Origin of the sequence: uncultured Dokdonia sp. (assembly GCF_947492815.1) — a bacterium.
GTDB lineage: Bacteria > Bacteroidota > Bacteroidia > Flavobacteriales > Flavobacteriaceae > Dokdonia.
In genome coordinates this window covers 40,769-66,749 of record NZ_CANLOB010000010.1, presented here as the reverse complement: position 1 = coordinate 66,749, position 25,981 = coordinate 40,769, and the positions used below count along the sequence as shown (strand labels likewise).

Here is a 25,981-nt window from a genome sequence, read left to right as displayed (position 1 = left end):
TCGCAAAAGCGTATACAGCTTATAAGGCAATAGTTAAACAGAATCAATAGTATATAAAATGATTATTAGAGGTCTAGCCATTGTTTAAAAGAAGCGGCCTTGTTTTTTCCAATAATAATATCAATCTCAGAAGTCGGATTTACTTGTATTTTAAGTTTACTATTTCCAAATTTAGTAATCGTTTCAATAGCAGAAATAGCAACAATGATTTGCCTATTTGCTCTGAAAAATAATTTTTCATCTAGGTATGAATATATTAAGTCCAGACTTTCGCTCGTAGTAGAGCGTTTACCATCTTTTCGGACAATATAGGTAATTGTGTTTTCTACATAGATGTAGGAGATATCTTCTGTGGCAACAGGCAGTAATTCATTACGAACATAAGTAAGAATACGTTGTTTTGTTGTCGTTTTTGAGACTTTAGTCTCTTCTGTCGTAACGATAGTTTCTATTTGTTCTTCTGCTTGTTTTTGCTCTTCCTCACGCTCACGTTTAAAATCAGATAGGTTTTTTTGGTAATTTTCTAAGGAAGTATTGAGTTTGGATAAATTAAGCACACCATCTTCTAATTTTGTATTTTTTAATGCCAACTGTTTTTCATAATAACTACTTATAATACGTATAGATCCTAAAAAGAAAACTAAAGTAATCAATCCTACAATTAAAAAACCGATATATATCTGATTACGAATACTTGTAGATTGATCCATTATTTTTTCTCTATTAATATGACTGGCAATAATCCAATCTGAATCTTTAACTTCAGTCATATGAATAATCTGTGAAGTTGCTACAGAGTCTGTTTTTTTGAAAATGATAGCGTATAAAGCTTCCCCTGTAAGTTCATTTTGTATTCCAAAAGATAAAGCATCACTTTCAGGCGGAGTTTCACCATTTCGTTTTTTATCAGGGTGACTAATGAACTTTCCAGACCAATCTAATACAGAATTAAAAATAGTATTCGTATTTGTGTTAAGAATACTTTGCTGAATACGCTCTTTTAGCTTTTCTTTATCAGCTTTATCTGTGATACCTTCACTTATAGTAGCAATGATACGAGCATCTTGTTTTGTAGCTTCTATATCATTAGATAATACATTGCTCATGCTTAAGCGTACAAAAACAGGAGCCGCTATAAATGCTATAATAATATATAGTATGGAGAGACTTATTGCTGTGTATAGATAATATGGACGATACTTCATTAATAGAAATGTTATCAATTTATTATATAGCTAAAATACTACATTGCTACAGATGATACTGTTTTTTGAAGTTTTGAGATTCCTTTTTAATGGTTAATTTTCCGTTTGAGCAATTTTGCATCCTTTGGATAGAGCAATACTAGACAAGGTGAATTACATTTGTATCAGAAATAATATTTTAGATGTCTTACTTCCTTAATAGGGAAGAGACATTCATAAAAATAAAAAATTGAAAAATAACTCATATATTAAAATTGGTATATTTATGATCATAGGTATTGCTTGTGTCATAGGAGGAGTATACTATATTTTTAATGCAAAAGGAGTTGATACTAGAAAAGCAAAAACAGAAATTAGTATCACAACCAATGAGCTATTTGAAAATTTTAATAATGATAAAGAAGCTTCGTATGCCAAATACATCGAAAAAGCTTTTGAGATAAAAGGAACCCTATACAAAGTAACACGTAAAGGAGAAAAATACTCGTTACTTTTGAGAGGGAAACAAATAGAAAATAGGCTTGTCTTGTGTGAGATGGAAGTTGATCAAGGTCCTATTGTTGAGACATTAAAAATTGGAGACGAAGTAAAAGTAAAAGGAATACTTAAAGGTTTTTTAATGGATGCAATTTTATTAAATTGTATCATTTTAGAAGAAGTCAATGAATAAATTACTACTATTATTTTTTACAATCTATGGAGTAGGTCTTGTACATGCACAAGATCAATACATTACTAGACAAGGAGAGGTTACATTCTTTTCGTATACCTCTGTAGAAAATATACAGGCTACAAATAATCAAGTGGCAAGCATATTGTACCCTTCGTCTAATAAAATTGGAGTTCAAATCCTTATGAGGGCTTTTACATTTGAAAAGTCATTAATGTATGAACACTTTAATGAGAGTTATATAGAGTCAGATCTATATCCTAAAGCAACCTTTCAAGGAGTGATTGTTGATTTTGATCCTACACAAGAAGGCACACAAACTAGAATTATAAAAGGAGATTTTAAATTAAGAGGAATTACAAAACCTGTAGAGTTTAAAGCGATGATTGTAAAATCAGACAATATTTATTCTATAAGCGGAGCCTTAGATGTTTCTATAAAAGATTATGAAATTAAAGTTCCCCCCATATTATCTCCTAACATTGCAAAGAATGTTCAAGTATCTTTTAAATTTCAATATGCACCTAATGATAATCAAAAATAAATTTCTTTTCACATTATTGTTCTTGAGCATGATTCAAGTGATACATGCGCAAGATATTTTGAAAGATTTAGAAGCAATAACTGTAGAAGATTCATTACCTACAATTGCAACCTTTAAAGGTACACATATTTCTATAGGACACTCTGTAGAAACCAGAAAGAAAGGTGTTTTGGAAATATCATCTATGAATCGTTTTTGGAATAGACCTGTTCCTGATACAGAACGTGTACAAACTTTTGCTGCCGATAAATGGAATAGTAGAGTAGGAGTAGATTATGGAATTTCAGATAGGTTTACCGTTGGTGCTGGATATGGTACAGGATACCGATCTATAGACGTATTTGGAAAATATCGTTTGTTTTATCAAAGAGACTCAGGAGCTAAATTTCCGTTTAGCATCACACTTTTTCAAGGAGGTGTATATAGAGGAAAGTCTTCCTTTAAAGGCATACTCTATACAGATGAAGCGATGACAACAAAACGAGATGTACCCTCTGAAAATAAATTTGCGACCACAACCCAATTACTAATAGCAAGAAAATTTTCTAGAAACTTCTCCTTTCAAATAGCACCAACTTATGTGTTTAGAGCAGAAGATAAACTTGTAGATGACGCTAGTCCTCACCATTTTGCAGTAGGTTTTGGAGCAAGATATAAAGTAAGTAATCATGTTTCTATAGTATCAGAGTACTATTATGTACTAAAGCCAGTAGATTTTGTAGATACCTATGGACCTTTTAGTTTAGGAGCTAATTGGGAAGTATCTAATTTACTTTTACAATTTAAGTTGACCAATGCAAGAAACCTTGTAGAAGATAAGTACATCATTAAAACAGAAAATAACTTCAATTTTAGAGATGGTAATCTTCATTTTGGATTTCATGCAACTTATTTTATTCAGTTATAAGAATACACGATAATAATTAATTAAAAAGGGATACAATAATGTATCCCTTTTTTTATGCCTACCTGTCTTGTGTTTTGAATAATTTTATCGGTTTTTTCCTAACTCTAAAAGAAAATTTCACTAAAATATTAGAGTAATGAACACCTAAGTGTACAATAGATGAATATCTCTTTATTTGAAATAAATACTATTGTATTATTTACTTCATTCATTTCATTTCTTTTCACTTTTAGATAGTGTGTTGTGCGTTATACGCTTTCGCGAAAGCATATAAAACCACATAAAATGCCATTGTATAATAATTTGTCTTAAGTAACCGTATTACTACGAGAATGAGCATTTACGTATAGCTTATTTTGAACATCCTTTGTAAAGTCAATTATATCAAGGCTTCCCGCAATTCCTTTTTAAAGCCGTTTTTTCCACCTCACACATATTTACTTGTAATAGGGTGCTTTCTTCTCCTTTATTTGCACCAGAAAATAATAACAGGGAAAAATGAAAAAAGAACATAACCATATAGATGATAACGGTCATAAGAAACCAATAATTCCTTTTAATCAAATATCCCTATTAAAAATATTTAGTGTTTGCGTTAGCTAGATTGATTTGTTGATTTGAAAATAACTGCCTGATGATTTGCTATGATCTAAGGCAGTTATTCTTCAAAACAAGTTAGTAAATAATGGAAGTACTATTTAATCACAAATGTTTAATCAAAAAAGAAAATTAAAACTACTATTTAAAAATTACGTGTCATGAAAAGAAAATTATTTAATGTGGGTCTCTGGCTTATGATGGTATTATTTACCATTCATGTAAATGCACAAGCAGACCCTACACTTACAGAAGTAAATACTTCTACAAATGATGTAACGATTACAAATCTAGGTGATATGGATTTGGATATCTCTAGTTATTGGGTATGCTTAGGACCTGGACAATACCGTCAGTTAAGCGCACTCTCTATTGTAGAGGGTGATTATATGCTTAGTGCTGATGAGGCAGTAACATTTGACTTTCCTTTAATAACAGGAGAAAATGCAGATGGAGCTGGTGGATTAGGATTGTTTAGTACAAACTCTTTTGGATCTACAAACTCAAGTATATATGTAGATTTCATGCAGTGGGGAGGTCCTAATCAGGATCGCGCAAGTCAAGCGGTAACAGCTGGTATTTGGGATAATGCTGCAAACTTTGTAGGAGGAGCATCTCCGTATACAACTGCTATAGGTGGTAGTGCTGCTGTATGGATGGGAGCGCCTACTCCAGTTGAATTTACAGCAATCCTAAGTGGTGTTCAAGAAAACCCTGCTGCATTTACAACTGCAACAGGAACTGTAAATGCTACACTAACAGGAAATGAACTCGTAGTATCTGGATCTTTTGAAGGATTACGAGGAGAATTATATACACCAGCAGCTGGTGGTGATCATATTCACAGAGCACTTGCTGGACGTAATGGAGGTATAGAGCTTTCATTGACAGCAGTGTTAAGCGATGGAAATACTGCCGGAGTTTACAATGCGGTGGACAATACTTTTACACTTACAGATGATCAAGTAACTGCTCTAAATGCTAGAGAGTTTTATGTAAATATTCATTCTAGTGTATTTACAGGAGGAGAGTTAAGAGGACAAATCTTACCTAGCTCAGATGATTATTATCAAGCTACTTTATTAGGAAGTAATGAGGTGCCTTCTATTAACACAACAGCAGGCGGAAATCTATTATTTGAATTAGAAGGAGATCAGTTAGCAGTTTCAGGTTCTTTTGATGATCTTTCTAGTGAGATTAGAATAGACTTAGCAAATGGAGCGCATATTCATAATGCATTTGCAGGACGTAATGGTGCTGTAATATTTCCATTAAACCCAACATACGATGTAGATAATCAAGGAGCAACTATAGAAGCTGCCAATAATACATTTACATTAAACGCAGAACAACTAGCACAAATAGAAGAACAAGGAATGTATATTAATATTCATTCTGTAAACTTTCCAGCGGGAGAATTAAGAGGACAGATACTACCGGTTTCTACTGCAGTTTTAAGAGCTGAGTTATCTGGATTTCAAGAAGTGCCATCTATTTCATCAGAAGCAGATGGGCGTATTTATGTATCTTATAATGGAGAAGGAAGCTTTAGTGTAGGAGGAACATTTAATAACTTAAGTGGAGATTTATTTTTACCAGCAGCAGGAGGAATTCATTTGCATATGGGAAATGCAGGAATCTTAGGCCCTGTAGAGTTTATCATTACACCAGAAGTTGCAGCAGATAATAGAAATGCAATAATTCGTCCTAGTGAAAATACATTTGTTATAGAAAATGATGAGCAGCTAGCTGCGCTTTTAAGTAGAAGTGCTAACAGAGGTTTCTATATAAATGTACATTCAGAAACGTTTCAAAGTGGAGAATTACGAGGACAGATATTACCGTTAGCTCAATCTTATTTTGGAGCAAACTTATCTGGACAAAATGAAGTGCCACAACCAGTAATAAGTACAGGTGTAGGTAATATAGAATTAGAACTTACAGGAGACCAGTTAACAGTAACAGGAGGATTTAGTAATCTGTCAAGTGATTATGATTCATCACCAGCAGTAGCTGGTGGAGCACACTTACATTTAGGAGATGCTGCAAGTACAGGAGGTGTAGATATTATTCTAAACACAACAGTTGATACAGATCTAAGAGGAGGTGTTTTTATCCCTGCTCAAAATACATTCACGGTTACACCTACACAAATCCAAGCGCTTTTAGATGGAGGTTTTTATGTAAATATCCATACAATAGCAAATGGAGCAGGAGAAATACGTGGTCAAGTATTAAGAGATGATAATGCGTTCCCTTTAGCAACAGCAATTACATCTCCAGCAAATGGAAATGTAAATTTAGTAGATGATAGTGCAACACCATATGTTGTAACGTGGGATGCTACAACAGATCCAGATGGAGATTTAGTAGTATATGCATACCAACTGGCTACAGATGCAGCTTTTACAGACCTATTAATTAATACAAGTGTAGGGACTGCTTTAGAATATAACGTAGAAAATTCAGTGGTATTTAATGCTATTGCAGGAGCACCTGTAAATGCACTTTTATATCAAAGAGTATTAGCATCAGATGGAAGTGTTTCAACACCATCAGCAGCGCAAACAACTACATTAAACTGTATAGCAGATGGAGGAACTGTGAGTATCGATCTTGAAGCGACAGGGAATCCAAATGGAACTACTAGTTTTAATGGAGATACAGAAGCAGTAATCTGTTTAGATTCACAAGCAGATCCAATTGTAGTGATACACGAAAATCCAGGGGCAGAAGATTTATCATACCGTTATGTAATCACAGATGCTGCAACAGGATTAATCTTAAATGTAGTAAATACAAACAGTATTGACTTAAACGGAGTAGAAGCTGGTGTATGCGAAATCTGGGGATGGTCTTACAGAGGTGTTCCAGGAAACGGATTAGATCAAATTGGAGAGCCACTATCAGCACTTGATGATTTAGATTGTTCAGATATCTCTGACAATGCAGTAACAATCATTAGACAAGAAGCTAACGGAGGTACTGTAAGTATTGATTTAGAGGCAACAGGAAATCCAAATGGAACTACTAGTTTTAATGGAGATACAGAAGCAGTAATCTGTTTAGATTCACAAATGGATCCAATCGTAGTAGTACACGAGAATCCAGGGTCAGAAGAATTATCATACAGATATGTAATTACAGATGCTGAAACAGGATTAATTTTGAATGTTGTTGCAACAAACAGTATTGACTTAAACGGAGTAGCAGCAGGTGTATGCGAAATCTGGGGATGGTCTTATAGAGGTGTTCCAGGAAACGGATTAGATCAAGTAGGAGAACCACTTTCAGCACTAGATGATTTAGATTGTTCAGACATCTCAGACAATGCAGTAACAGTTATTAGAGAAGCTGCCGATGGAGGTACTGTAAGTATTGATTTAGAAGCAACAGGAAATCCAAATGGAACTACAACATTCAATGGAGATACGGAAGCAGTGATCTGTTTAGATTCACAGGCAGACCCTATCGTAGTCGTACATGAGAATGATTCTCCAAACTTATCATACAGATATGTAATTACAGATGCTGAAACAGGATTAATCTTAAATGTAGTAAATACAAATAGTATTGATCTAAATGGAGTAGCAGCTGGTGTATGCGAAATCTGGGGATGGTCTTACAGAAATGTACCAGGAAACGGATTAGATCAAGTAGGAGAGCCACTTTCAGCACTAGATGATTTAGATTGTTCAGATATCTCAGACAATGCAGTAACAGTTATTAGAGAAGCTGCCGATGGAGGTACTGTAAGTATTGATTTAGAAGCAACAGGAAATCCAAATGGAACTACTAGTTTTAATGGAGATACAGAAGCAGTGATCTGTTTAGATTCACAGGCAGACCCTATCGTAGTCGTACACGAGAATGATTCTCCAAACTTATCTTACCGTTATGTAATTACAGATGCTGAAACAGGATTAATCTTAAATGTAGTAAATACAAATAGTATTGATCTAAATGGAGTAGCAGCAGGTGTATGCGAAATCTGGGGATGGTCTTATAGAGGTGTTCCAGGAAACGGATTAGATCAAGTAGGGGAACCACTTTCAGCACTAGATGATTTAGATTGTTCAGATATCTCTGATAATGCAGTAACAGTTATTAGAGAAGCTGCCGATGGAGGTACTGTAAGTATTGATTTAGAAGCAACAGGAAATCCAAATGGAACTACAACATTCAATGGAGATACAGAAGCAGTGATCTGTTTAGATTCACAAATGGATCCAATCGTAGTCGTACACGAGAATGATTCTCCAAACTTATCATACAGATATGTAATTACAGATGCTGCAACAGGATTAATCTTAAATGTAGTAAATACAAATAGTATTGATCTAAATGGAGTAGCAGCAGGTGTATGCGAAATCTGGGGGTGGTCTTACAGAAATGTACCAGGAAACGGATTAGATCAAATTGGAGAACCATTATCTTCTTTAGATGATTTAGATTGTTCAGATATCTCAGACAATGCAGTAACAGTTATTAGAGAAGCTGCCGATGGAGGTACTGTAAGTATTGATTTAGAAGCGACAGGAAATCCAAATGGAACAACAACATTCAATGGAGATACGGAAGCGGTGATCTGTTTAGATTCACAAATGGATCCAATCGTAGTCGTACACGAGAATGATTCTCCAAACTTATCATACAGATATGTAATTACAGATGCTGAAACAGGATTAATCTTAAATGTAGTAAATACAAATAGTATTGATCTAAATGGAGTAGCAGCTGGTGTATGCGAAATCTGGGGATGGTCTTACAGAAATGTACCAGGAAACGGATTAGATCAAGTAGGAGAGCCACTTTCAGCACTAGATGATTTAGATTGTTCAGATATCTCAGACAATGCAGTAACAGTTATTAGAGAAGCTGCCGATGCAGATTCTACAATCTCTATAGATTTAGAAGCAACAGGAAATCCAAATGGAACAACTACGTTTGAAGATGATTTTGTAGCGATCATATGTGGAGATACACAAGCAGATCCATTAGTTATAAATGTAGAAACTACAGGATCAGAATTACCTTATTATTTATTAGTATTTAATTTTGAGACTTCTTTAATTGAAGATGTCATTTTAACAACAGATAATAGTGGTGTTGTAGATTTAAATGGAATAACTAATTCAGAATTCGAAATTTTCGGATTATCAGGAGTATTACCAAATGATGGTCTGGATATTATAGGTCAGGAGTTTGATGCTATTTTTGAATTTGTAGATAGCGGTTGTTTAGCTCTTTCATTAAATTCAGTATTTGTATTGAGAGAAGTTGCCGATGGAGGTACTGTAGCTATTGATCTTGATGCAACAGGAAATCCAAATGGAACAACAACATTCAATGGAGATACAGAAGCAGTGATTTGTGTAGATGGTCAGATGGATCCTATCGTAGTCGTACACGAGAATGATTCACCAAACTTATCTTACCGTTATGTAATTACAGATGCGGCTACAGGATTGATTCTTAATGTTGTAAACACAAACTCAATTAGCCTTGACCCAGCAGGTCCTGGAACGTGTGAGATTTGGGGATGGTCTTATAGAGGTGTTCCTGGAAATGGATTAGATCAAATCGGAGAGCCATTATCAGCGCTAGATGATTTAGATTGTTCAGATATCTCAGACAATGCAATTACTGTCATTAGAGAAACTGCCGATGGAGGTACTGTAGCTATTGATCTTGATGCAACAGGAAATCCAAATGGAACAACAACATTCAATGGAGATACAGAAGCAGTGATTTGTGTAGATGGTCAGATGGATCCTATCGTAGTAGTACACGAGAATGATTCACCAAACTTATCTTATCGTTATGTAATTACAGACGCAGCTACAGGATTGATTCTTAATGTTGTAAACACAAACTCAATTAGTCTTGACCCAGCAGGTCCTGGAACGTGTGAGATTTGGGGATGGTCTTATAGAGGTGTTCCTGGAAATGGATTAGATCAAATTGGAGAGCCATTATCAGCGCTAGATGATTTAGATTGTTCAGATATCTCAGACAATGCAATTACTGTCATTAGAGAAACTGCCGATGGAGGTACTGTAAGTATTGATATAGATGCTACAGACGCTATTGGAGAGAACACGACAATCGTTACAGGAGATAACGCTGTAACAATTTTAGTAGGAGATGGTATTGCAAATCCAATTGTAGTACAACATGAGAATGAATCTCCAAACTTATCATACAGATATGTTATTACTGATGCAGACACAGGATTGATTTTAAATGTAGTAAATACAGATACGATAGATCTTGAAGGAGCAGGATTAGGAACTTGCGAAATCTGGGGATGGTCTTACAGAGGTGTTCCTGGAAATGGATTAGATCAAATCGGAGAGCCATTATCAGCACTAGATGATTTAGATTGTTCAGATATCTCAGACGATTTTATCGAAGTGATACGTACAGATGTACTGGCTGTAGAGGATAATCAAATTAGTTTAGAACTATCAATGTATCCAAACCCTACAACATCATTCTTAAACATCTCATTAGGTGGTGTAAATAATGGATATGCTGTAAATGTATATTCAGTAACAGGACAGATTGTAATGAGTGAAACATACTCAGCTCAAGATAATACACTTGATGTATCTAGATTAAGTGATGGAATGTACTTACTAGAAGTAATTGATGAGACATCAAATACAAGAACAGTAAAGCGTTTCATAAAGAGATAACGATTTTAAAAGTAATAAGGGTTCGTAATGAATTCTTGTTTATGATTGGTTGGGAAAAAGGTCGTCAAGAAATTGACGACCTTTTTATATGTATATTAGAATTGATTAATTTACCTGTATTAAATGAAAAAGAATAGACCACAAAGTGATGCTTACCAATTATCACAAAGAGAATTAATAAAAATTATAGGAGGAAATAAGGGAACGGCAGAAAATGTTATTAATGGTTTGGGAGACGGCAGCGTAGATGGCGCTTCTGACGGAACTGCCGATGGTTATGATAGTGGATATTAAAAAAGAGCGTCAGTTTGTAAGTAAATGATTATTTAGCAAATAGTTGACTATCGTCTTTAAAGGCTTTAAATTCTAATGCATTTCCGCAAGGATCATAAAAAAACATAGTCGCTTGCTCTCCCACTAATCCTTCAAATCGGATGTAAGGTTCGATCACAAAATTGACGTGGGGTGTTATCGCTTTCGCGAAAGCGTGAAAATCATTCCATTCAAGAACAACTCCAAAATGAGGTACGGGTACTGCTTTCCCATCTACTTCATTATGATGATTTTCTTCTGTTATATTTTTTTCTTTATAATGAATCACAAGTTGATGACCGAAGAAATTAAAATCAACCCAATGATCACTACTCCTTCCTTCTTCAAGTTGTAAAATATCTCTATAAAAAATTCTAGCTTTTTCTACATGATCTACAGGGATTGCTAAATGAAAAGGTCTTAAATTACTCATGAGGTTCAGTTTATAAATTCAATAATATGATTTCTAACTTCATCTTGATATAAAGAATGCCCAAGACCTGAAGTTTCTATATAAGTACTGTCTTTCCAGTTTTTGTGAATCCCTCTAGAAGCTTCTACGGGAGTAATTTTATCATGCACATCATGTATAATAAGTCCAGGAATATCTATGGATTGTGCAAAATTATACCCAGAAAATTCATCTATAGAAAAACCAAAGCGTTGTTGTACGAGACTATCTATACCTCTCATAACAGCATTGTTCATACTCAAGATTTTCTGGTAGTCTTTCATGATTTCAGAAAGCTCTGAAGGAGCACCTAAACTTACTAATTTTTTAATATGTTTTGGTTGATGTTTATAATAATGAAAAATGGTTGTTAATGCTCCAACAGAATGTCCAATATGGAATTCAGGGGTATAATGATTTGTTACTATTTCTAGGCTTTCTGTATATAAAGGAACATTTAAAATGTTACCTGTAGAGTTTCCATGCGCAGGTGCATCAAAACTAATAATGTTATACTTGTGTTGTTGTAATACTTCTATAAGTCGCCACCATCTATGAGCATTACTCTCCCATCCATGTATTAATAAAACAGTAGGGCCCGTACCTTTCCATTTGTAGGTTTGAACAGTTACGGTCTCATTGATTTTTAATTGCACATCTTTGGCAGCATTTAAAAATTCCTTTTGGTCCTCTTTAATACGGCCTCCTCTTGGTGTGCAAAAAACTAAAAAAGCTTTTCGAGCAGCAGCTTTTTTGGACCATAAAGACATGGCATTAATTTGAGTGCCTATAATCTTAGGTAATAATTTAATAAGGATCTTTTTCAAACCTATGCTTCTCTATGAACAGTATCTGGTGAAAAAGCAGGGGTGCAAATAGCAATATATTCGCAAGCTTCATCAAAAGGATTACTGTATTGGATTCTTGTGTTTTTATTGATTTTGATAGATTGTCCAGCTTCTAATATGACTGTTTCTCCATCAATAATAAACTGTTTCTTCCCTTTAATGATATAGGTATATTCATCAAATTCTGGTGTTTGAAAAGGTTCACTCCATCCAGAAGGAGCGATCATATGTGCAATACTAATTTCTGAATTGCCATCAGTAGCACGTCCCCAATGTTCTTCAATAACTTTTCCATCTGTAGTAGGTACTACAAAGGGTGTATTTTGTATGTGATATGATTTTTTCATCTGGCAGTATATAAATTGATTCTATAAAAAATCGAAGTCTATTACAAAGGCCAAGCAAACATAAAGTGTTTGATAGGTGCTTCTCCTGGTACTTGAATAGGCTCTAATCTACTCGCTGTACTAAAACGTACTTCTGATGATAAATGTTTTTTATCTATAATAAAATAGACTTCACTCTCTTCTACAGAGACGATAATGAAATCTATCATATTACTGATTTTTTTAACAGTATATGATGTCTGAATATCTTTAAAAGTACTTTTTAATGAGATGCCATTTTCAGTTGTGTAACGATTATCAAAAAACTGGATGTGATCAATGATTTCTTTATCCTCTTTTTTTGCAGAGAGTTTCATTAATTTATTCCCTCCTTTTTCAAAAAGCACATAATTATCTGAATCTGTTTTTACAAGGCTATCATTTGGTCCTTTAAATAAAGCTTCTAAATCGCTTGTTTTTGTAATTTTTGTTACAGGGCCTACAGCTTCATTAGTGACAGAGAAAGTAGTGTCTTCAGCGGTACAAGAGGTGAGACAAACTATGAGTATAAGTAATACGGTATAAATACGATTCATGAGTAAGGGTATGTTTTTTATATAATTATTTAAGCATTTTTCCTAAAATTCCAAATACACCACGTATCACTGTAGCACTTGTAAGAACTTTAATAATTGCTTTTGATGTAGCACTTTGTGCAGGTTTTCTAGAAGAACTTCTTCTGCTAGATGAACTAGATCTCGAAGCTTTTTCACGTTCTTCTTTTGCTTTGGTCTTTGCTTCTTCTTCGTTAGCCTTTTCTATTTTTTTATTTAGTAGTTCATAAGCACTATCTCTATCTACAGATTCGCTGTACTTTTTTACAAGCTTTGAATCTTTATTAATAGCATCAAGTTCTTGTGGTGTTAGAATATCCATACGCGACATTGGTGCTCTCAGCATAGTGGCAGCAAGTGGTGTAGGGCGTCCTTTTTCATCTAGAGCAGAAACAAGTGCTTCTCCTATTCCTAAAGAAGTTAATACTGTTTTAGTATCGTAATAAGGAGAGTCAGGATAATTTTCGGCAGTTAGTTTTATAGCTTTACGATCTTTAGCTGTAAACGCACGTAAGGCATGTTGCACTTTTAATCCCAACTGACTTAAGACTCCTTCTGGAATATCTGTAGGGTTCTGAGTTACAAAGTATAACCCAACTCCTTTAGAACGTATTAACTTTACAATACTTTCTATTTGATTGTGCAATGCTTTAGAAGCTTCTTTAAATATAAGATGCGCTTCATCTAAAAAGATCACTAATTCTGGACGATCGCTATCTCCTTGTTCTGGAAATGTAGAATAAATCTCAGCAAGTAAACTCAACATAAAAGTAGAGAATAAGCCTGGGCGATCTTGTATATCTGTAAGACGTACAATATTAATGATGCCACGCCCATCATTTGTAATACGAGTTAAGTCTTCTGTGTCAAATGACTTTTCTCCAAAGAAAATATCTGCGCCTTGTTGTTCTAATTCTACAATTTTACGAAGTATAGATCCGGATGACGCAGGAGAAATACGTCCGTAGTCTGTTTCTATTTCTTTCTTTCCTTCATTTGTAGCATATTGTAATATCTTTTTAAAATCTTTCAGGTCTAGCAAAGGCAATTTATTATCATCACTATATTTAAATAGAATAGAAACAATTCCTGCTTGTGCGACTGTAGCATCTATGATACGAGAAAATAATACAGGACCAAATTCACTTACTGTAGCTCTTAAGCGTACACCATCTTGTTCTGAAAGTGTCAGGATTTCTACTGGAAAATCTTTAGCTTCAAAAGGGACACCAATCTTTTTGTGACGTTCATCTATTTTAGGATGTCCTGGACTTGCTTTTGCAATACCAGAAAGATCACCTTTCATATCCATCATTAACACTGGGATACCCTGATCAGATAGATTTTCTGCAAGTACTTGTAGTGTTTTTGTTTTTCCAGTTCCTGTGGCGCCAGCAATTAATCCGTGGCGATTTAGTGTTTTTAACGGTACTTTTACATGCGCATTTGTGATAGTTTCTCCTTCTAGCATTGCTGCTCCCATCGTAATAAAGTCACCTTTAAACGTATTACCGGCATTTATAAAATCAAAAAATTCTTGTTTAGTATCCATAATATATTGGTTGTAAAGCGTATGTGTTGTATTAGGTGTTTGCACGTATACGCTTTCGCGAAAGCATAAAAATAAACAATCCCTTAAAAAAGCGATAATTATCTGTTACATTTATCTCATCAAAAACAATGTATCTATGAAAACGAACCTTTTATCTACACTTTTACTTACAGTTTTCTTTTTTTCATGCGAAACAAAAGTGACTACTTCTGTAGCAACCGACGATGAAAAAACAACTTCTAAAGCCCAAACAACAGTCACCTATCACGCATCTCATGAACCTAAAAAGGCAAATGCACCATTTTCTGATGCTGTACAAGTAGGGGATCTGTATTTTTTATCTGGGCAAATAGGAATGGATCAAAGTACGAGAACATTAGTAGAAGGCGGAATCGAAGCAGAGACCAAACAAACATTAGAAAACATTAAAGCGGTATTAGCACAGCACGGAATGGATATGAGTCATGTGGTAAAGTCTCTTGTTGTACTAGATGATATCGGAGACTTTGCTGCATTCAATGCTATTTATAAAACATACTTACCTCAAAAACCTGCGCGTACTACATTTGCTGCAGAAGCACTAGCTGCCGGGGCAAAGATTGAAATTGAAGTGATTGCTGTAAAACGTTGATTTTGTTATTTCTAGTAAAACAAATGGAGTTATTTTTTTAACTCCATTACTTTTTCTAAAAGAGAAGGAAGTCCATTTTTTGTTATGTTGTCGTTATTCCAAAAACTTAACACGCAACTGATGTAGTTGCCTCTTACTTCTGTAGCTACATAATACGTAGTTAATGTTTTTCCTCCAGACATACTCGCTAAGAGTGATGTTACTCCAGTTAAATCATACACTACTTTTTTTGCTTTAGTATTAGCTCCTTCAAATACGATGTCAACTATTTCTTCTGATAGTACTTTTGTACTTTTCTTTGATTTTGTTATTGTAAATTGTTGCCCAATAGTATTCTTTGCATCTTCCAACTCTTTATGAATAGACCAATTCATTTCTCCATTATAAGGGCATTGAATAGTATTTATATTTGTCCATCCACAAGATGACTCTATTTTAATTTTTCTGCCTGCAAAATTGATACTATCAATAGAAATTGATGCAAAATTTTCTTTTGGAATTTTATACTCAATGATAGGTTTTATGATGGCACGTTCAAATTTTTTGTCGCTCTTGTTAATAGCACTAAATTGAATAATTGTGATGCGCTTTTCTTGATCTTCTACAAAATAAATGGCGTTGTTTTGAACGATACTGTCCGTGATACGGTCTTGATTGTTAATGTAGTAGTTATTGTAAGATAATTGCTCGTCTTTAACTTTTACCTCTTTGCTTTTTACAGAATACTTTCGGTATACCTTCTTAAGATTTTTTTCAGTAAACGAATAATTAAATGTTTGACTTGTAATCGTGTATCCGTCTATATTATAAAAGGTTGCATCATCGCTATTAATTGCTTGAAGCCTATCAAATATGTTATCATTTTGGGCAAATGATCCTGTAACGATAAAAAATAAAATAACTGTGAATAGTTTTATCATATCGTTAGCTTTATAATAAATTTATAATTAGTAGTAAGAGATAATTATTTCACCACTTTTATATCTGTAAAGTATATTTTTAAGTCTCCTTGTTTGTCGGTATGTGATTTTGAAATATGGAGACCTCCAAATCTTTGATAGTCAGAAAATGTAGTCATCATAAAAGGCTCTGGAGCATTACTTTTTCTAAAAACCCACTCATCTATAATGTAATCATCGGCATCGTAATAAAAGTCATAAGCATCACCAGGAGTGTAACCACCTTCATTACCATATACAATGGTTAATTTTTTAGTTTTCTTTTGAGAGATAGGTGCTGTAGCGGTATCCTGAACGCTGATGTTTGTCCCTTCGTCCCAAACCAATTGATAGGGTGCTAATAACCAAAATTTATCATTAATAAATCCTTCATCAGTACCTGGAGGAATACTGTCTAAAGAAGCTCTGTTGTATGAGATTACTTGATCTCCAAGTGTCATGGTAACATCATCAGTTTTAGGTTTCCATGACCAAGAACGTTTGGCTACGTTTTGACCTTGACGATTTACATTAAATGTAAAATCTATTTGAGAAACAGCATCCCAATTTCCAAACCCACTTGCAATGGCAATTTTGTCTGCCTCGGTAAGTTCTTTCTTTTCTGTTTCAATGCCTACAGTTGTTTTAGATAGTTCAGCCTCTTTTTCTTGTGAAGCTTCATTTTTACAACTAGTAAATATAAAGGTTAGACAGGCAATTAAATAGATGGTTTTCATAGTTTGTTACTTTCTGTCAAAAGTACTGAAACTATCATAAATATGTAGTGTGTATATACAAAAAGACCGCCCAAACAGGCGGTCTTTTTAGAGTGTATAGTAGCAATATGTGTTGTTACTTTACGATAAGTGTATTATCTGTCGAAGTTGGGTTAAGCGGACAGAAGTATACATATTCTCCTTTTGCTAATGTTGTTGGGTTAGAACGCCCAGTAGTGTTATTTTCTACAGCAGCTGTTACATAAGCAGTTTTGATATGGTTTTCAGGATTAGAAACATCTTTTCCTTTTTGTACTAATACAAATCCTACTTTATGTCCTACATTGTTATTATCGATTTCAAAAACATACGTTCCTGCAGATACTGTAATTTGTTTTTGAGTGAATTCACCTTTAGTTTGCTCTAATGTTATTTTCTTTGGAGCGTCTTTCATCATTTTGTCTTGTGCTTGTGCTGCAAATGATACTGTGAATACTAATACGAATAATGCAATTACTTTTTTCATTTTTTTAATTTTAAGTGTGTTATTTATTTGAGTTTGAATTAAGCTACTACGCTGTTTAATGGTTGTGCTACTGGAAAATCAATAGGCACTTGAGTTGTGTTATGGATATAGTTTGAAATTGTTTTTTCTCCTACTAATACGATGGTGTCTATTAAGTTTTCATTAGTCCATCCTGCATTTAAGAAGTTGTCTACTAGAGTTTCTTCTGCACGACCTCTATTTTCTGTAATGTTTTTTGCAAGTTTTGCAAGTGCATCAAGCTTAGCATCAAAAGAAGCATTTCCAGCTCTTAATTCTAGAATTTGATCCTCTGTAAAACCATTCATTTTTCCTATAGCAGTGTGAGCAGAAAGACAATAGTTACAAGCATTTACTTCACTTACAGCAAGGTTTACTACTTCTTTTTCTTTCGCTTTAAGCGAAGTAGGAGCATTTGCAAATGTTAAATAGTTTGATAATGCGTTGTCAGAATGTGCATAGGTTGCATATAAGTTAGGTACAAATCCTAGCATTCCTTCTAGTTTGTCAAATATAGCTTTGTTTGTATCGTTTACTTGATCTTTTGTTGGAACATTGAATGTGCTCATAATTTCTATTTTTTATTTGTTTGATGTTTTGTTTTGAATTTATAGTGGGTGTACTCAGCGTACGTGATTTTTATTATTTAGAGGGAAGCCTCTTGGTCACAGTAGTAATCGTGTAAATGTTTTTGTGAACAATACATTTTTGGATTTATTGATTCTATGAATTTTGCTTTCCCTTTTCTGAAAACCTCTATAAGGTTTAATACGGATATATGTTGTTTTGCCATTGTTGTTTTGTTTGATGACTTGGTCTAGGGTTTACCGATAGTCTTACAGCTAATGAGTTGCCATATGTTCCTAAGTGAATGTCAATATTTCCTATTTGAGTTAAAAACGGCTGTTTTTTTGTATGAAAAAGAAAAAATATGAGAAGATAACATCCAAAAATTACATCTGAACGTATATGATAGTATGTAGACTTTCTAGTAAATGGTTAAGTTAAATATATAAGAGTCTACAAAGCATATTGCTCTTAATATGTCTTTCCCCCAATTTGATGCTGGGAAACCCTAGGAAGTTATTTCTAGGGTTTTCTTTTTTTAGGTTTAGGAATGTTACCTACAAGAGGGCTTCCAGATTTTAAAAGTGATACTAGGGTGTTTACATCTTCTTCAAAAGCATCATGATCTTCGGGTAGGACCAGCCATGTTTTAATACCTATAGATATGATAGGTCTAACACTTTTAAGTTGTTGTTTTAATTTTTGATGATGTTCTTTTTTAGTAGCAATCCAAATACCATAATCTTCTTGGTATTTTTTATTTTGACACAATGCAAATACAATACGTTCATCTATATAAAATGCATCTATACCAAACATTTTTTTATGCCTTAGGGGTAGTGGGTATAGCCATTCTATGAAAAATTCAAAAGGCATAGCTTTTCTTTTTTAAAACCTACCTACAATTCCCATACTTCCTATACCGAAGTTGATATTCCAAGTAATTCCTTTGTTGTGACGATCTCCAGGGTATCGTTTTTTTCCATTTAAGTAATTATCTATAGCATCTACAGTTGCGATACTTATGGCCATACTCAAGGCAACATCCGTAAGCCAATGCGCACCATTTACAATACGTGATATGGGGGAAATCATTCCTACGGTATAAATACCTGCTTTTACCCATGGATTATCAAATTGTTTTGCAATGGCATAGGCCGTTGTAAATGATAATATGGTATGTCCAGAAGGAAAGGATCTAAAACCAGATTCACCACTAAAAGGTTTAAAAGAAAATTTGCCTTCATTATTTTGAGGTCTGGATCTCCCTACGGTGGTTTTTAATACAGTTTGAATAAGTCCTACAGCGGTTGCAGATGAAATAAGTAATACGCCGGTCTCTCTTACGGGTTCGTTTTTTGTAAACAACCCAAATAAATAGACGGAACCAGTAATACCATATGTTACTTGCGGGCTCCCAAAACGTTCACCAAATTCTTTTAAAACAGTAGGAGAACTGTCTTCTTGATTCCTGAAAAACTCACTAGTTTCATCATCTACAAAATATAATAACGCAGTTCCTCCAGCAACAAATCCAAAAGTAGCCCAATCATCACCATCCCAATGTAAAGGACGGCTATATGCATGAAGTAGGCCTCCTCCAACAGAAGTTGCATCGTATTTAGCAAGTTGCCATATATTTAGGCTGTCTTGTTCCTGTGAAGTTAATGATTGCCTCTGGCCATAAGTAGTGAGGGTCAAGAAACAAAATACAATAAAGAGAATATGATTTTTCAAAAGCGTTACTGTTTGATGTTTTATATAAAAGTGCTGTTGCAATATACATTATTTACCAAAACTTGGAGGTTTTGGTAATGGTACATAGGATATATCATTCGTTACTTTAGGAAATAAACCTGCTCTCCAGTTTTCTTTTGCTTTTTCAATTTTGTCTTTAGAATGACTTACAAAGTTCCAAAAAATATAACGTTCTTCAGGGAAAGGTTGACCGCCAAAGATGAGAATGTGGCTATGAGCAGCAATACCTATAGTGCAAACGTCTTCGGTTTTACTCACAAGCATATTGCCTGCTGTTATTGTTTGATCACAAGCCGTAATACTACCACTTACAATACAGATGCCTATTTCACCTTTTACATTGTTTTTTGCTGCAAATGTATGTGTCGTTGTTGTTGTAATATCAATCATAAACAAGTCAGAATGTACAGGAACAGGTGATGTTTTATGAAATGCTTTTCCAGCGACAAGAGTATAGGTTGCTCCCTGTTCAGACCAGCGAGGAAGAGAAGCGGCTTCTATATGATGAAATTCAGGAGAGATGTCTTCAAGATCTTTAGGAAGCGCAACCCATATTTGATACCCATGCATTGTAAAAACTTCTTTGTTTTTTCTAGCTTTTTGTGGAGTACGTTCAGTATGTGTACATCCTTTACCGGCAACCATCCAGTTTACAGAACCTGGTTGTATTACTTGATGAGTTCCTATGCTGTCTTCGTGTGTTATTTTACCTTCAAGAAGATAGGTTAAGGTAGCAATACCTATATGTGGATGCTGATCTACATCCATATAATGGTCTGGTCCTAATGTCGTGGGCCCCATGTGATCTATAAAAATGAAAGGTCCTACCATTCTCTTTTTACGAAAAGGTATTAGACGTCCTACTAGGAAGTCACCGATGTCTCGACTTCGTTCCTCTATAATCAACCTAGTATTTGACATATGTACACGTATTTCTTTGTATTAGAAAAATACAAAGAAATACGATACCAAACAGTGTAACTTATTAACTAAACAGCAGTAAGTTGTTTTGATTTATTTTTAAACGCAGATGGAGATTCACCTGTTTGTTTTTTAAAGAGTCTACTTAAATGTGATGCATCATTAAAACCAACCTCAAAAGCGATTTCTTTTGCAGATTTATCAGTATACGTGAGTAATCTTTTTGCTTCAAGCACAATTCTATCATGAATGATCTGTAGAGGAGTCTTATCAAATTTTGAAAAATAATTTGAAATTGTTTTAGGTGACTTATTTAATTGATCAGCATAAAAAGAAACAGAATGTTCTTTTCTAAAATGCCATTCAACTAAAAATGTAAACATGCGTATAATTTCTAGCTTCTCATCGTGTACTTGTCCATAATGCCCTTGTGATTTTATAAGACGTGTAATTTTAATGATAAAACGAGCCATTAATAAACGTAGCATTTCTGCTTGTATACTATCTTTTGTTTCTAATTCCTCTAGAAATACCTCATGTAACATTTGAAGCTTATGTTTTTGATCTTCTTCTAGAGTTACTACAGGTAATTCTGAATTTCCATAAAATAGAATTCCAACACATCCTACTTCTTTATCATGATCTTTAATACAGTAAAACTCTCTATTAAATTGATATACTACAGCATTTCCTTCGATATACTGTAAATGGTGTAATGGAGTAAGCGCAATAATTTGTCCGGGTTCAAGTGTAAAGTCAACCTGATCAAGCTTTAAAGAAACAGGGTCTTTTTGTGCCCAAATAAATGTAAATAATGTTAAAGGCTTAGATTCTGAGTAAGGAAATAGGATTTCTTCATCACCGTAATAAAAGACGGCGCTTGTAGTAAATTCTGAAAATTGTTTCTTCATAACAACAATTGTCTATTTTTCTTTCTATAACTTACAGTAAAACTTAATTTTTTATAATAAAATTTCTAAATATGATATAAGAGATAAAAGACCTCCCTATTTATAAGGTGTTTTTATACCTACTAAAAAGATATTTCACGTAAATAATGCAATACAACATTCTTATTGTGTAGTAATATATATACGATTGAGAATGCAGAATGGATTCTTAATTTTGCTGAGTAATAGCAATATTCCATTGTCTATACATCTTCTTAAACTTTAAAACTTCAGAAGATAGTACGCGCATATGATCTCTGTTGCGCTTTGAAATTTTTCGAAGCTTTTGGCAGTTAGCACGTATCTTATCAATATGATGTATAATGCTATTTGTAGAATCTAATCGAAGACGTATATTTTTTGTTGTTTGGGCGATCGCAATTTTTGAAGGTAAAGTAACCGCACTTACCACAATTTCTTCCAAGGTATTCTCAGACTCATTATCAGAAGTATACAATGTCTTTACCGTCTTATTATCAGTAAGGTGTGATGTAATAGATCTAGATAAGGTATAAATGTCTAATGCCTTGTTATATAGTGAGGTATCTTTTGTAGAGATCTCAGGTTTTGATATGTAATTAGATGCTTTTGCCATTTCTTATAATGACAAAGTTACAATCATAAAAGGATATCCTAACTTTTGATTTTAAAGCAAAAATCAAGTTTCTCTTTAAAAATAATGTATTTTTGGAAATAAAGTTTAAAATGTATGGTAGATGAGCTAAATCTTAAGATTTTAAAGTGTTTACAAGAAAATGCGAGACAATCCAATGCAGAAATAGGAAGACAAGTTGGAATTACATCTCCAGCAGTTTCAGAGCGTATCAAAAAAATGGAAGATACGGGAGTGATTACTGGTTTTAAAGCGATTATTTCTCCTTTTGAAATGGGTTACCAATTTAAAGCAATTATTACCCTGCGTGCTTTTATGGGAAAACTAAAACCCTTTCTTGAAAAAGTAAAAACCTTAGAAGAAGTGGTTAATTGTTATCGTATTACAGGGAATGAAAATATTGTGATGGAGGTAGTCTTAAATAATCAACAACACTTAGAGCAGTTTATAGATCAAATTATAAGTTATGGAGAATCTAAAACACAAATTGTATTATCACAGGTAGTACGATTTAATCCTATTTTAAAATTAAATAAATAAGTGGGTTTTATACGCTTTCGCGAAAGCGTATACCTGAAAAATACAATTAGTAAAGACTAATCCTCATCACTATCAAAATCTTCATAAGAACAATTGTTGTCATATGGAAGATCATTACCAGGCGTTACATCATTATAATCTACTCCAGGAGGATTAAATAATCCCCAACGATCTATAATGTAATTATATGGATTAAAGGTTTTTACCCACTCTGCAAATAAAGGACGTAGTACTTCAATCTCTCTACGTAGTAATTCTAAGTACTCTACTTCTTTAAAACCAGCGATTTGGAGTCCTCGTAAGTTTGTGATTATTTCTTGTGCAGCTTTACGAATCATTACTGCATTTTCCATTTTTATATCATAAAGCTCTACTCCGTGAATTCCGGCAATCTTGGCAGGAATTATAAGTGCATTTTCCATCATACTACTCGTATGGTAATCAAATAGCGAACATTCATACGCAGAAGATGCATTACTGTCTTCTTTAGGAATGCAATCTACAATATGTTCTACTAATTTTAAGATAACCTCAGCCTGAATAAAGACAGGTAATTGTCTCCAGGAATCTATATCATAGTTATGGTTATCATCATCATCATCATGCATATTAAGTTGAGTTTTTACTTTTTTATAAAACTATGTGGGCGCATAGCTTGTTATAAAAGTATACTATTTATAACGGTACACATAGATTTTACGTATATGATTTTAATAAATTCGACGAGTGATAAGAAAGTCTCGATGTTTGACTTTTTTAGGACTAAATTTTTAAATTCGAAGCTATGCCTGTAGATAAAACATTACAGAAAACGATTCCTGTTACTTGTTAAAAATGATTGTTTTTATTAAAAATGTATCTATTTCTGTTAATGACCTTATAATTTGTAAGAGTTCATTACTGTAATGTCGTTATTACCTTATAAGATTTACTATTTTAGACCTATTATAAGATGTAATCATTAGATCCTAAAATTATGAAGTACGTAAGTCTCTGTATTATACTATTAATAAGTACGGCAATTTTTGCACAACAACACAAAGCTTTTGAAGCCTTAGATGTTTTTGAATTGGAATATGCTGGAGATCCTCAAATATCACCAGATGGTACTATTATTATTTATAGACGTACAGGTTTTGACATCATGAAAGATCGCAGCAAAGGTAATTTATGGATGATTCATACAGATGGTACAAACCATCATAAACTAACCTCTTTTGAAGGGAATGAGTTTCAAGCACGCTGGTCTCCAGATGGTACAAAGATAGCGTATGTGGCAAGTACTTCAGAAGGTAGCGAACTCTTTATATATTGGATGGAGTCAGGCACAACAGCTAAATTAAGTCAATTAGAGAATAGCCCTTCAGGATTGAGTTGGTCCCCAGACGGGAACTGGCTTTCTTTTAGTGCGATGGAATATGTGGCCTCTCCAGTGATCGCAAAAATGCCTAAAAAACCAAAAGGTGCTCAATGGGCTGCCGCTCCAAGAATTACAGATCGTTTCAAGCATGAAGCTGATGGTCAAGGATATTTAAAACCTGGCTATCGCCATATTTATGTCCTTCCATCAGAAGGAGGGGCGGCTCGTAAAATTACTTCTGGTAACTTTAATCATGGTGGTTTACTAAGTTGGTCTCAAGATGCACAACACATCTATTTTTCAGGAAATCGAAATAAAGATTGGGAATATGATTTTCGCAATAGCGAAATATATAGCGTGCATACCCAAACAGGAGCAATAACAGCATTAACAGATCGTAATGGACCTGATAGAAACTCAATAGTATCACCCGATGGAAAAAAGATTGCTTATCTAGGGTTTGATGATAAAGTTCAAACCTATCAAGTGACTCGTTTATATATGATGAATATAGATGGGACTAACAAGAAAGAAATAAAAACCAATTTAGATCGTAGTATATCAAACGTTCAGTGGGCATCTGATGGTAAAACACTGTATTGTACATATGATGATAAAGGAAATTCTAAAATAGCTAAGGTTTCCCTTTCGGGAAAAATAACTAAGGTAACCGACAATCTTGGAGGGACTACATTAGGTCGTCCTTATGCGAGTGGGAGTTATAGCGTATCAGATAACGGAACGATTGCCTTTACGTATTCGCAACCAGATCGTCCTGCAGATGTAGGTGTTTTGTCTCCTAAAGAAAAACAACCAAAGATTCGCACACAATTGAATGAAGACCTTTTGGGATATCGTACACTAGGAACCGTAGAAGAAATCTGGTACAAATCATCGTATGATGGACGTGATATACAAGGTTGGATTGTATACCCTCCATTTTATGAAAAAGGAAAAGAATATCCATTATTAGTTGAAAATCACGGAGGACCTATCTTAAATTATGGAGATCGTTTTTCGGCAGAAATACAATTATATGCAGCCGCAGGATATGTTGTGTTTTATCCGAATCCAAGAGGCAGTACTAGTTATGGAGAAGAATTTGGAAACCTACTCTATAATAACTATCCGGGGCAAGATTATAATGATGTGATGGATGGTGTAGATGCATGCCTAGCCAAAGGAATCACCTCAGAAGATCAATTATATGTAACAGGGGGTAGCGCCGGAGGTATTATGACAGCTTGGATGATTGGAAAAAACAATCGATTTGAAGCTGCGGTAGTTGCAAAACCAGTAATGAACTGGATTTCAAAAACATTAGTAGCAGATAATTATTATGGATATGCAAACTCTCGTTATCCAGGACAACCTTGGGAAAATTTTGAAGGCTATTGGAAATTTTCACCTTTATCATTAGTAGGTAATATAGAAACTCCTACCATGGTCATGGTAGGAATGAATGACTTACGCACACCTCCTAGTGAAGCCAAACAATTATATCATGCTTTAAAAATTAGAAAGAAACAAACGGTGTTGGTAGAAATTCCAGAAGCATCCCATGGTATTGCTGCGAGGCCTAGTAACCTTATTACAAAAGTGAATCATACGTTGGCGTGGTTTAAAAAGTTTACTAAATAATCCTTTTTAGGGAAACTTTATGAAAGAATGTTAATTGTATTTTAAATGTGGCTACATTCGCAAAATAATAAACAC

The 25,981-nt window shown here is 34.1% G+C and carries 24 protein-coding genes; 8 read left to right on the top strand and 16 right to left on the bottom strand.

The features are described from left to right. Positions 1–65: 65 nt before the first annotated feature. Positions 66–1,205, bottom strand: a complete 1,140-nt coding sequence (locus tag Q1A01_RS11345; protein WP_299680510.1) for a LytTR family transcriptional regulator DNA-binding domain-containing protein — start codon at positions 1,203–1,205, stop codon at positions 66–68. A gap of 229 nt (positions 1,206–1,434) precedes the next feature. Between Q1A01_RS11345 and Q1A01_RS11340 the strand changes: the two genes are divergently transcribed. The 5 genes from Q1A01_RS11340 (at position 1,435) to Q1A01_RS11320 (ending at position 10,918) form a co-directional block, all read left to right on the top strand. Next, the gene (locus Q1A01_RS11340) at positions 1,435–1,875 is read left to right on the top strand and encodes a hypothetical protein (protein WP_299680507.1); all 441 of its coding nucleotides are present in this window, start codon (positions 1,435–1,437) and stop codon (positions 1,873–1,875) included. Next, positions 1,868–2,419, top strand: coding sequence for a YceI family protein (locus Q1A01_RS11335; protein ID WP_299680504.1), 552 nt, complete (start codon positions 1,868–1,870; stop codon positions 2,417–2,419). The genes Q1A01_RS11340 and Q1A01_RS11335 overlap by 8 nt, the downstream gene beginning before the upstream one ends. Before the next feature lie 28 nt (positions 2,420–2,447). Continuing rightward, entirely contained in the window at positions 2,448–3,326 is an 879-nt protein-coding gene (locus Q1A01_RS11330) for a DUF5777 family beta-barrel protein (protein WP_299680501.1), read from the top strand. A 758-nt stretch (positions 3,327–4,084) separates the two neighbouring features. Beyond that, complete coding sequence (locus Q1A01_RS11325; protein WP_299680498.1) at positions 4,085–10,624, top strand: CHRD domain-containing protein; 6,540 nt, start codon at positions 4,085–4,087, stop codon at positions 10,622–10,624. A 123-nt stretch (positions 10,625–10,747) separates the two neighbouring features. Further along, positions 10,748–10,918 (top strand): hypothetical protein, encoded by a 171-nt coding sequence (locus tag Q1A01_RS11320; RefSeq protein WP_299680494.1) that lies wholly within the window; start codon positions 10,748–10,750, stop codon positions 10,916–10,918. A 28-nt stretch (positions 10,919–10,946) separates the two neighbouring features. Here the strand turns inward: Q1A01_RS11320 and Q1A01_RS11315 are convergent, their stop codons facing one another. The 5 genes from Q1A01_RS11315 to Q1A01_RS11295 are packed head-to-tail and all read right to left on the bottom strand — an operon-like array spanning position 10,947 to position 14,727. Continuing rightward, the gene (locus Q1A01_RS11315; RefSeq protein WP_299680491.1) at positions 10,947–11,369 is read right to left on the bottom strand and encodes a VOC family protein; all 423 of its coding nucleotides are present in this window, start codon (positions 11,367–11,369) and stop codon (positions 10,947–10,949) included. A gap of 5 nt (positions 11,370–11,374) precedes the next feature. Further along, positions 11,375–12,214 (bottom strand): alpha/beta hydrolase, encoded by an 840-nt coding sequence (locus Q1A01_RS11310; protein ID WP_299680488.1) that lies wholly within the window; start codon positions 12,212–12,214, stop codon positions 11,375–11,377. A 2-nt stretch (positions 12,215–12,216) separates the two neighbouring features. After that, entirely contained in the window at positions 12,217–12,582 is a 366-nt protein-coding gene (locus Q1A01_RS11305) for a cupin domain-containing protein (RefSeq protein ID WP_299680485.1), read from the bottom strand. Between the two features lie 41 nt (positions 12,583–12,623). Next, positions 12,624–13,157: a hypothetical protein gene (locus tag Q1A01_RS11300; RefSeq protein ID WP_299680482.1), complete on the bottom strand. Its 534-nt coding sequence runs from the start codon at positions 13,155–13,157 to the stop codon at positions 12,624–12,626. A gap of 25 nt (positions 13,158–13,182) precedes the next feature. Continuing rightward, positions 13,183–14,727, bottom strand: coding sequence for a helicase HerA-like domain-containing protein (locus tag Q1A01_RS11295; protein WP_299680479.1), 1,545 nt, complete (start codon positions 14,725–14,727; stop codon positions 13,183–13,185). Between the two features lie 136 nt (positions 14,728–14,863). Here Q1A01_RS11295 and Q1A01_RS11290 point away from each other — a divergent pair, with 136 nt between their 5' ends. Continuing rightward, positions 14,864–15,358, top strand: coding sequence for a Rid family detoxifying hydrolase (locus Q1A01_RS11290; RefSeq protein WP_299680477.1), 495 nt, complete (start codon positions 14,864–14,866; stop codon positions 15,356–15,358). A gap of 29 nt (positions 15,359–15,387) precedes the next feature. Here the strand turns inward: Q1A01_RS11290 and Q1A01_RS11285 are convergent, their stop codons facing one another. From Q1A01_RS11285 to Q1A01_RS11245, 9 genes are all read right to left on the bottom strand, one after another. Next, positions 15,388–16,278, bottom strand: a complete 891-nt coding sequence (locus tag Q1A01_RS11285) for a hypothetical protein (protein ID WP_299680474.1) — start codon at positions 16,276–16,278, stop codon at positions 15,388–15,390. Positions 16,279–16,322: 44 nt separating this feature from the next. After that, the gene (locus Q1A01_RS11280) at positions 16,323–17,033 is read right to left on the bottom strand and encodes a hypothetical protein (RefSeq protein WP_299680472.1); all 711 of its coding nucleotides are present in this window, start codon (positions 17,031–17,033) and stop codon (positions 16,323–16,325) included. A gap of 115 nt (positions 17,034–17,148) precedes the next feature. Continuing rightward, the gene (locus tag Q1A01_RS11275; protein ID WP_299680470.1) at positions 17,149–17,538 is read right to left on the bottom strand and encodes a cupredoxin domain-containing protein; all 390 of its coding nucleotides are present in this window, start codon (positions 17,536–17,538) and stop codon (positions 17,149–17,151) included. Positions 17,539–17,576: 38 nt separating this feature from the next. After that, the gene (locus Q1A01_RS11270) at positions 17,577–18,125 is read right to left on the bottom strand and encodes a carboxymuconolactone decarboxylase family protein (protein ID WP_299680468.1); all 549 of its coding nucleotides are present in this window, start codon (positions 18,123–18,125) and stop codon (positions 17,577–17,579) included. Between the two features lie 520 nt (positions 18,126–18,645). Then, the gene (locus Q1A01_RS11265) at positions 18,646–18,999 is read right to left on the bottom strand and encodes a hypothetical protein (protein WP_299680465.1); all 354 of its coding nucleotides are present in this window, start codon (positions 18,997–18,999) and stop codon (positions 18,646–18,648) included. 12 nt (positions 19,000–19,011) lie between these two features. Then, complete coding sequence (locus tag Q1A01_RS11260; RefSeq protein WP_299680462.1) at positions 19,012–19,860, bottom strand: phosphatase PAP2 family protein; 849 nt, start codon at positions 19,858–19,860, stop codon at positions 19,012–19,014. A gap of 48 nt (positions 19,861–19,908) precedes the next feature. Next, a complete protein-coding gene (locus tag Q1A01_RS11255) occupies positions 19,909–20,802 on the bottom strand; it encodes a pirin family protein (RefSeq protein WP_299680459.1) in 894 nt (297 codons plus the stop codon). Between the two features lie 68 nt (positions 20,803–20,870). Beyond that, entirely contained in the window at positions 20,871–21,713 is an 843-nt protein-coding gene (locus Q1A01_RS11250; protein ID WP_299680457.1) for a helix-turn-helix domain-containing protein, read from the bottom strand. A 208-nt stretch (positions 21,714–21,921) separates the two neighbouring features. Further along, on the bottom strand, positions 21,922–22,347 hold the full coding sequence (locus Q1A01_RS11245; RefSeq protein ID WP_299680454.1) for a hypothetical protein: 426 nt from the start codon (positions 22,345–22,347) through the stop codon (positions 21,922–21,924). 114 nt (positions 22,348–22,461) lie between these two features. On the opposite strand from Q1A01_RS11245, the gene Q1A01_RS11240 reads away from it, so the two are divergent. Beyond that, complete coding sequence (locus Q1A01_RS11240) at positions 22,462–22,905, top strand: Lrp/AsnC family transcriptional regulator (RefSeq protein ID WP_299680451.1); 444 nt, start codon at positions 22,462–22,464, stop codon at positions 22,903–22,905. A 56-nt stretch (positions 22,906–22,961) separates the two neighbouring features. Here the strand turns inward: Q1A01_RS11240 and Q1A01_RS11235 are convergent, their stop codons facing one another. Then, entirely contained in the window at positions 22,962–23,513 is a 552-nt protein-coding gene (locus tag Q1A01_RS11235; protein ID WP_299680448.1) for a hypothetical protein, read from the bottom strand. A 368-nt stretch (positions 23,514–23,881) separates the two neighbouring features. Here Q1A01_RS11235 and Q1A01_RS11230 point away from each other — a divergent pair, with 368 nt between their 5' ends. Further along, on the top strand, positions 23,882–25,906 hold the full coding sequence (locus Q1A01_RS11230; protein ID WP_299680445.1) for a S9 family peptidase: 2,025 nt from the start codon (positions 23,882–23,884) through the stop codon (positions 25,904–25,906). Positions 25,907–25,981: the final 75 nt, after the last annotated feature.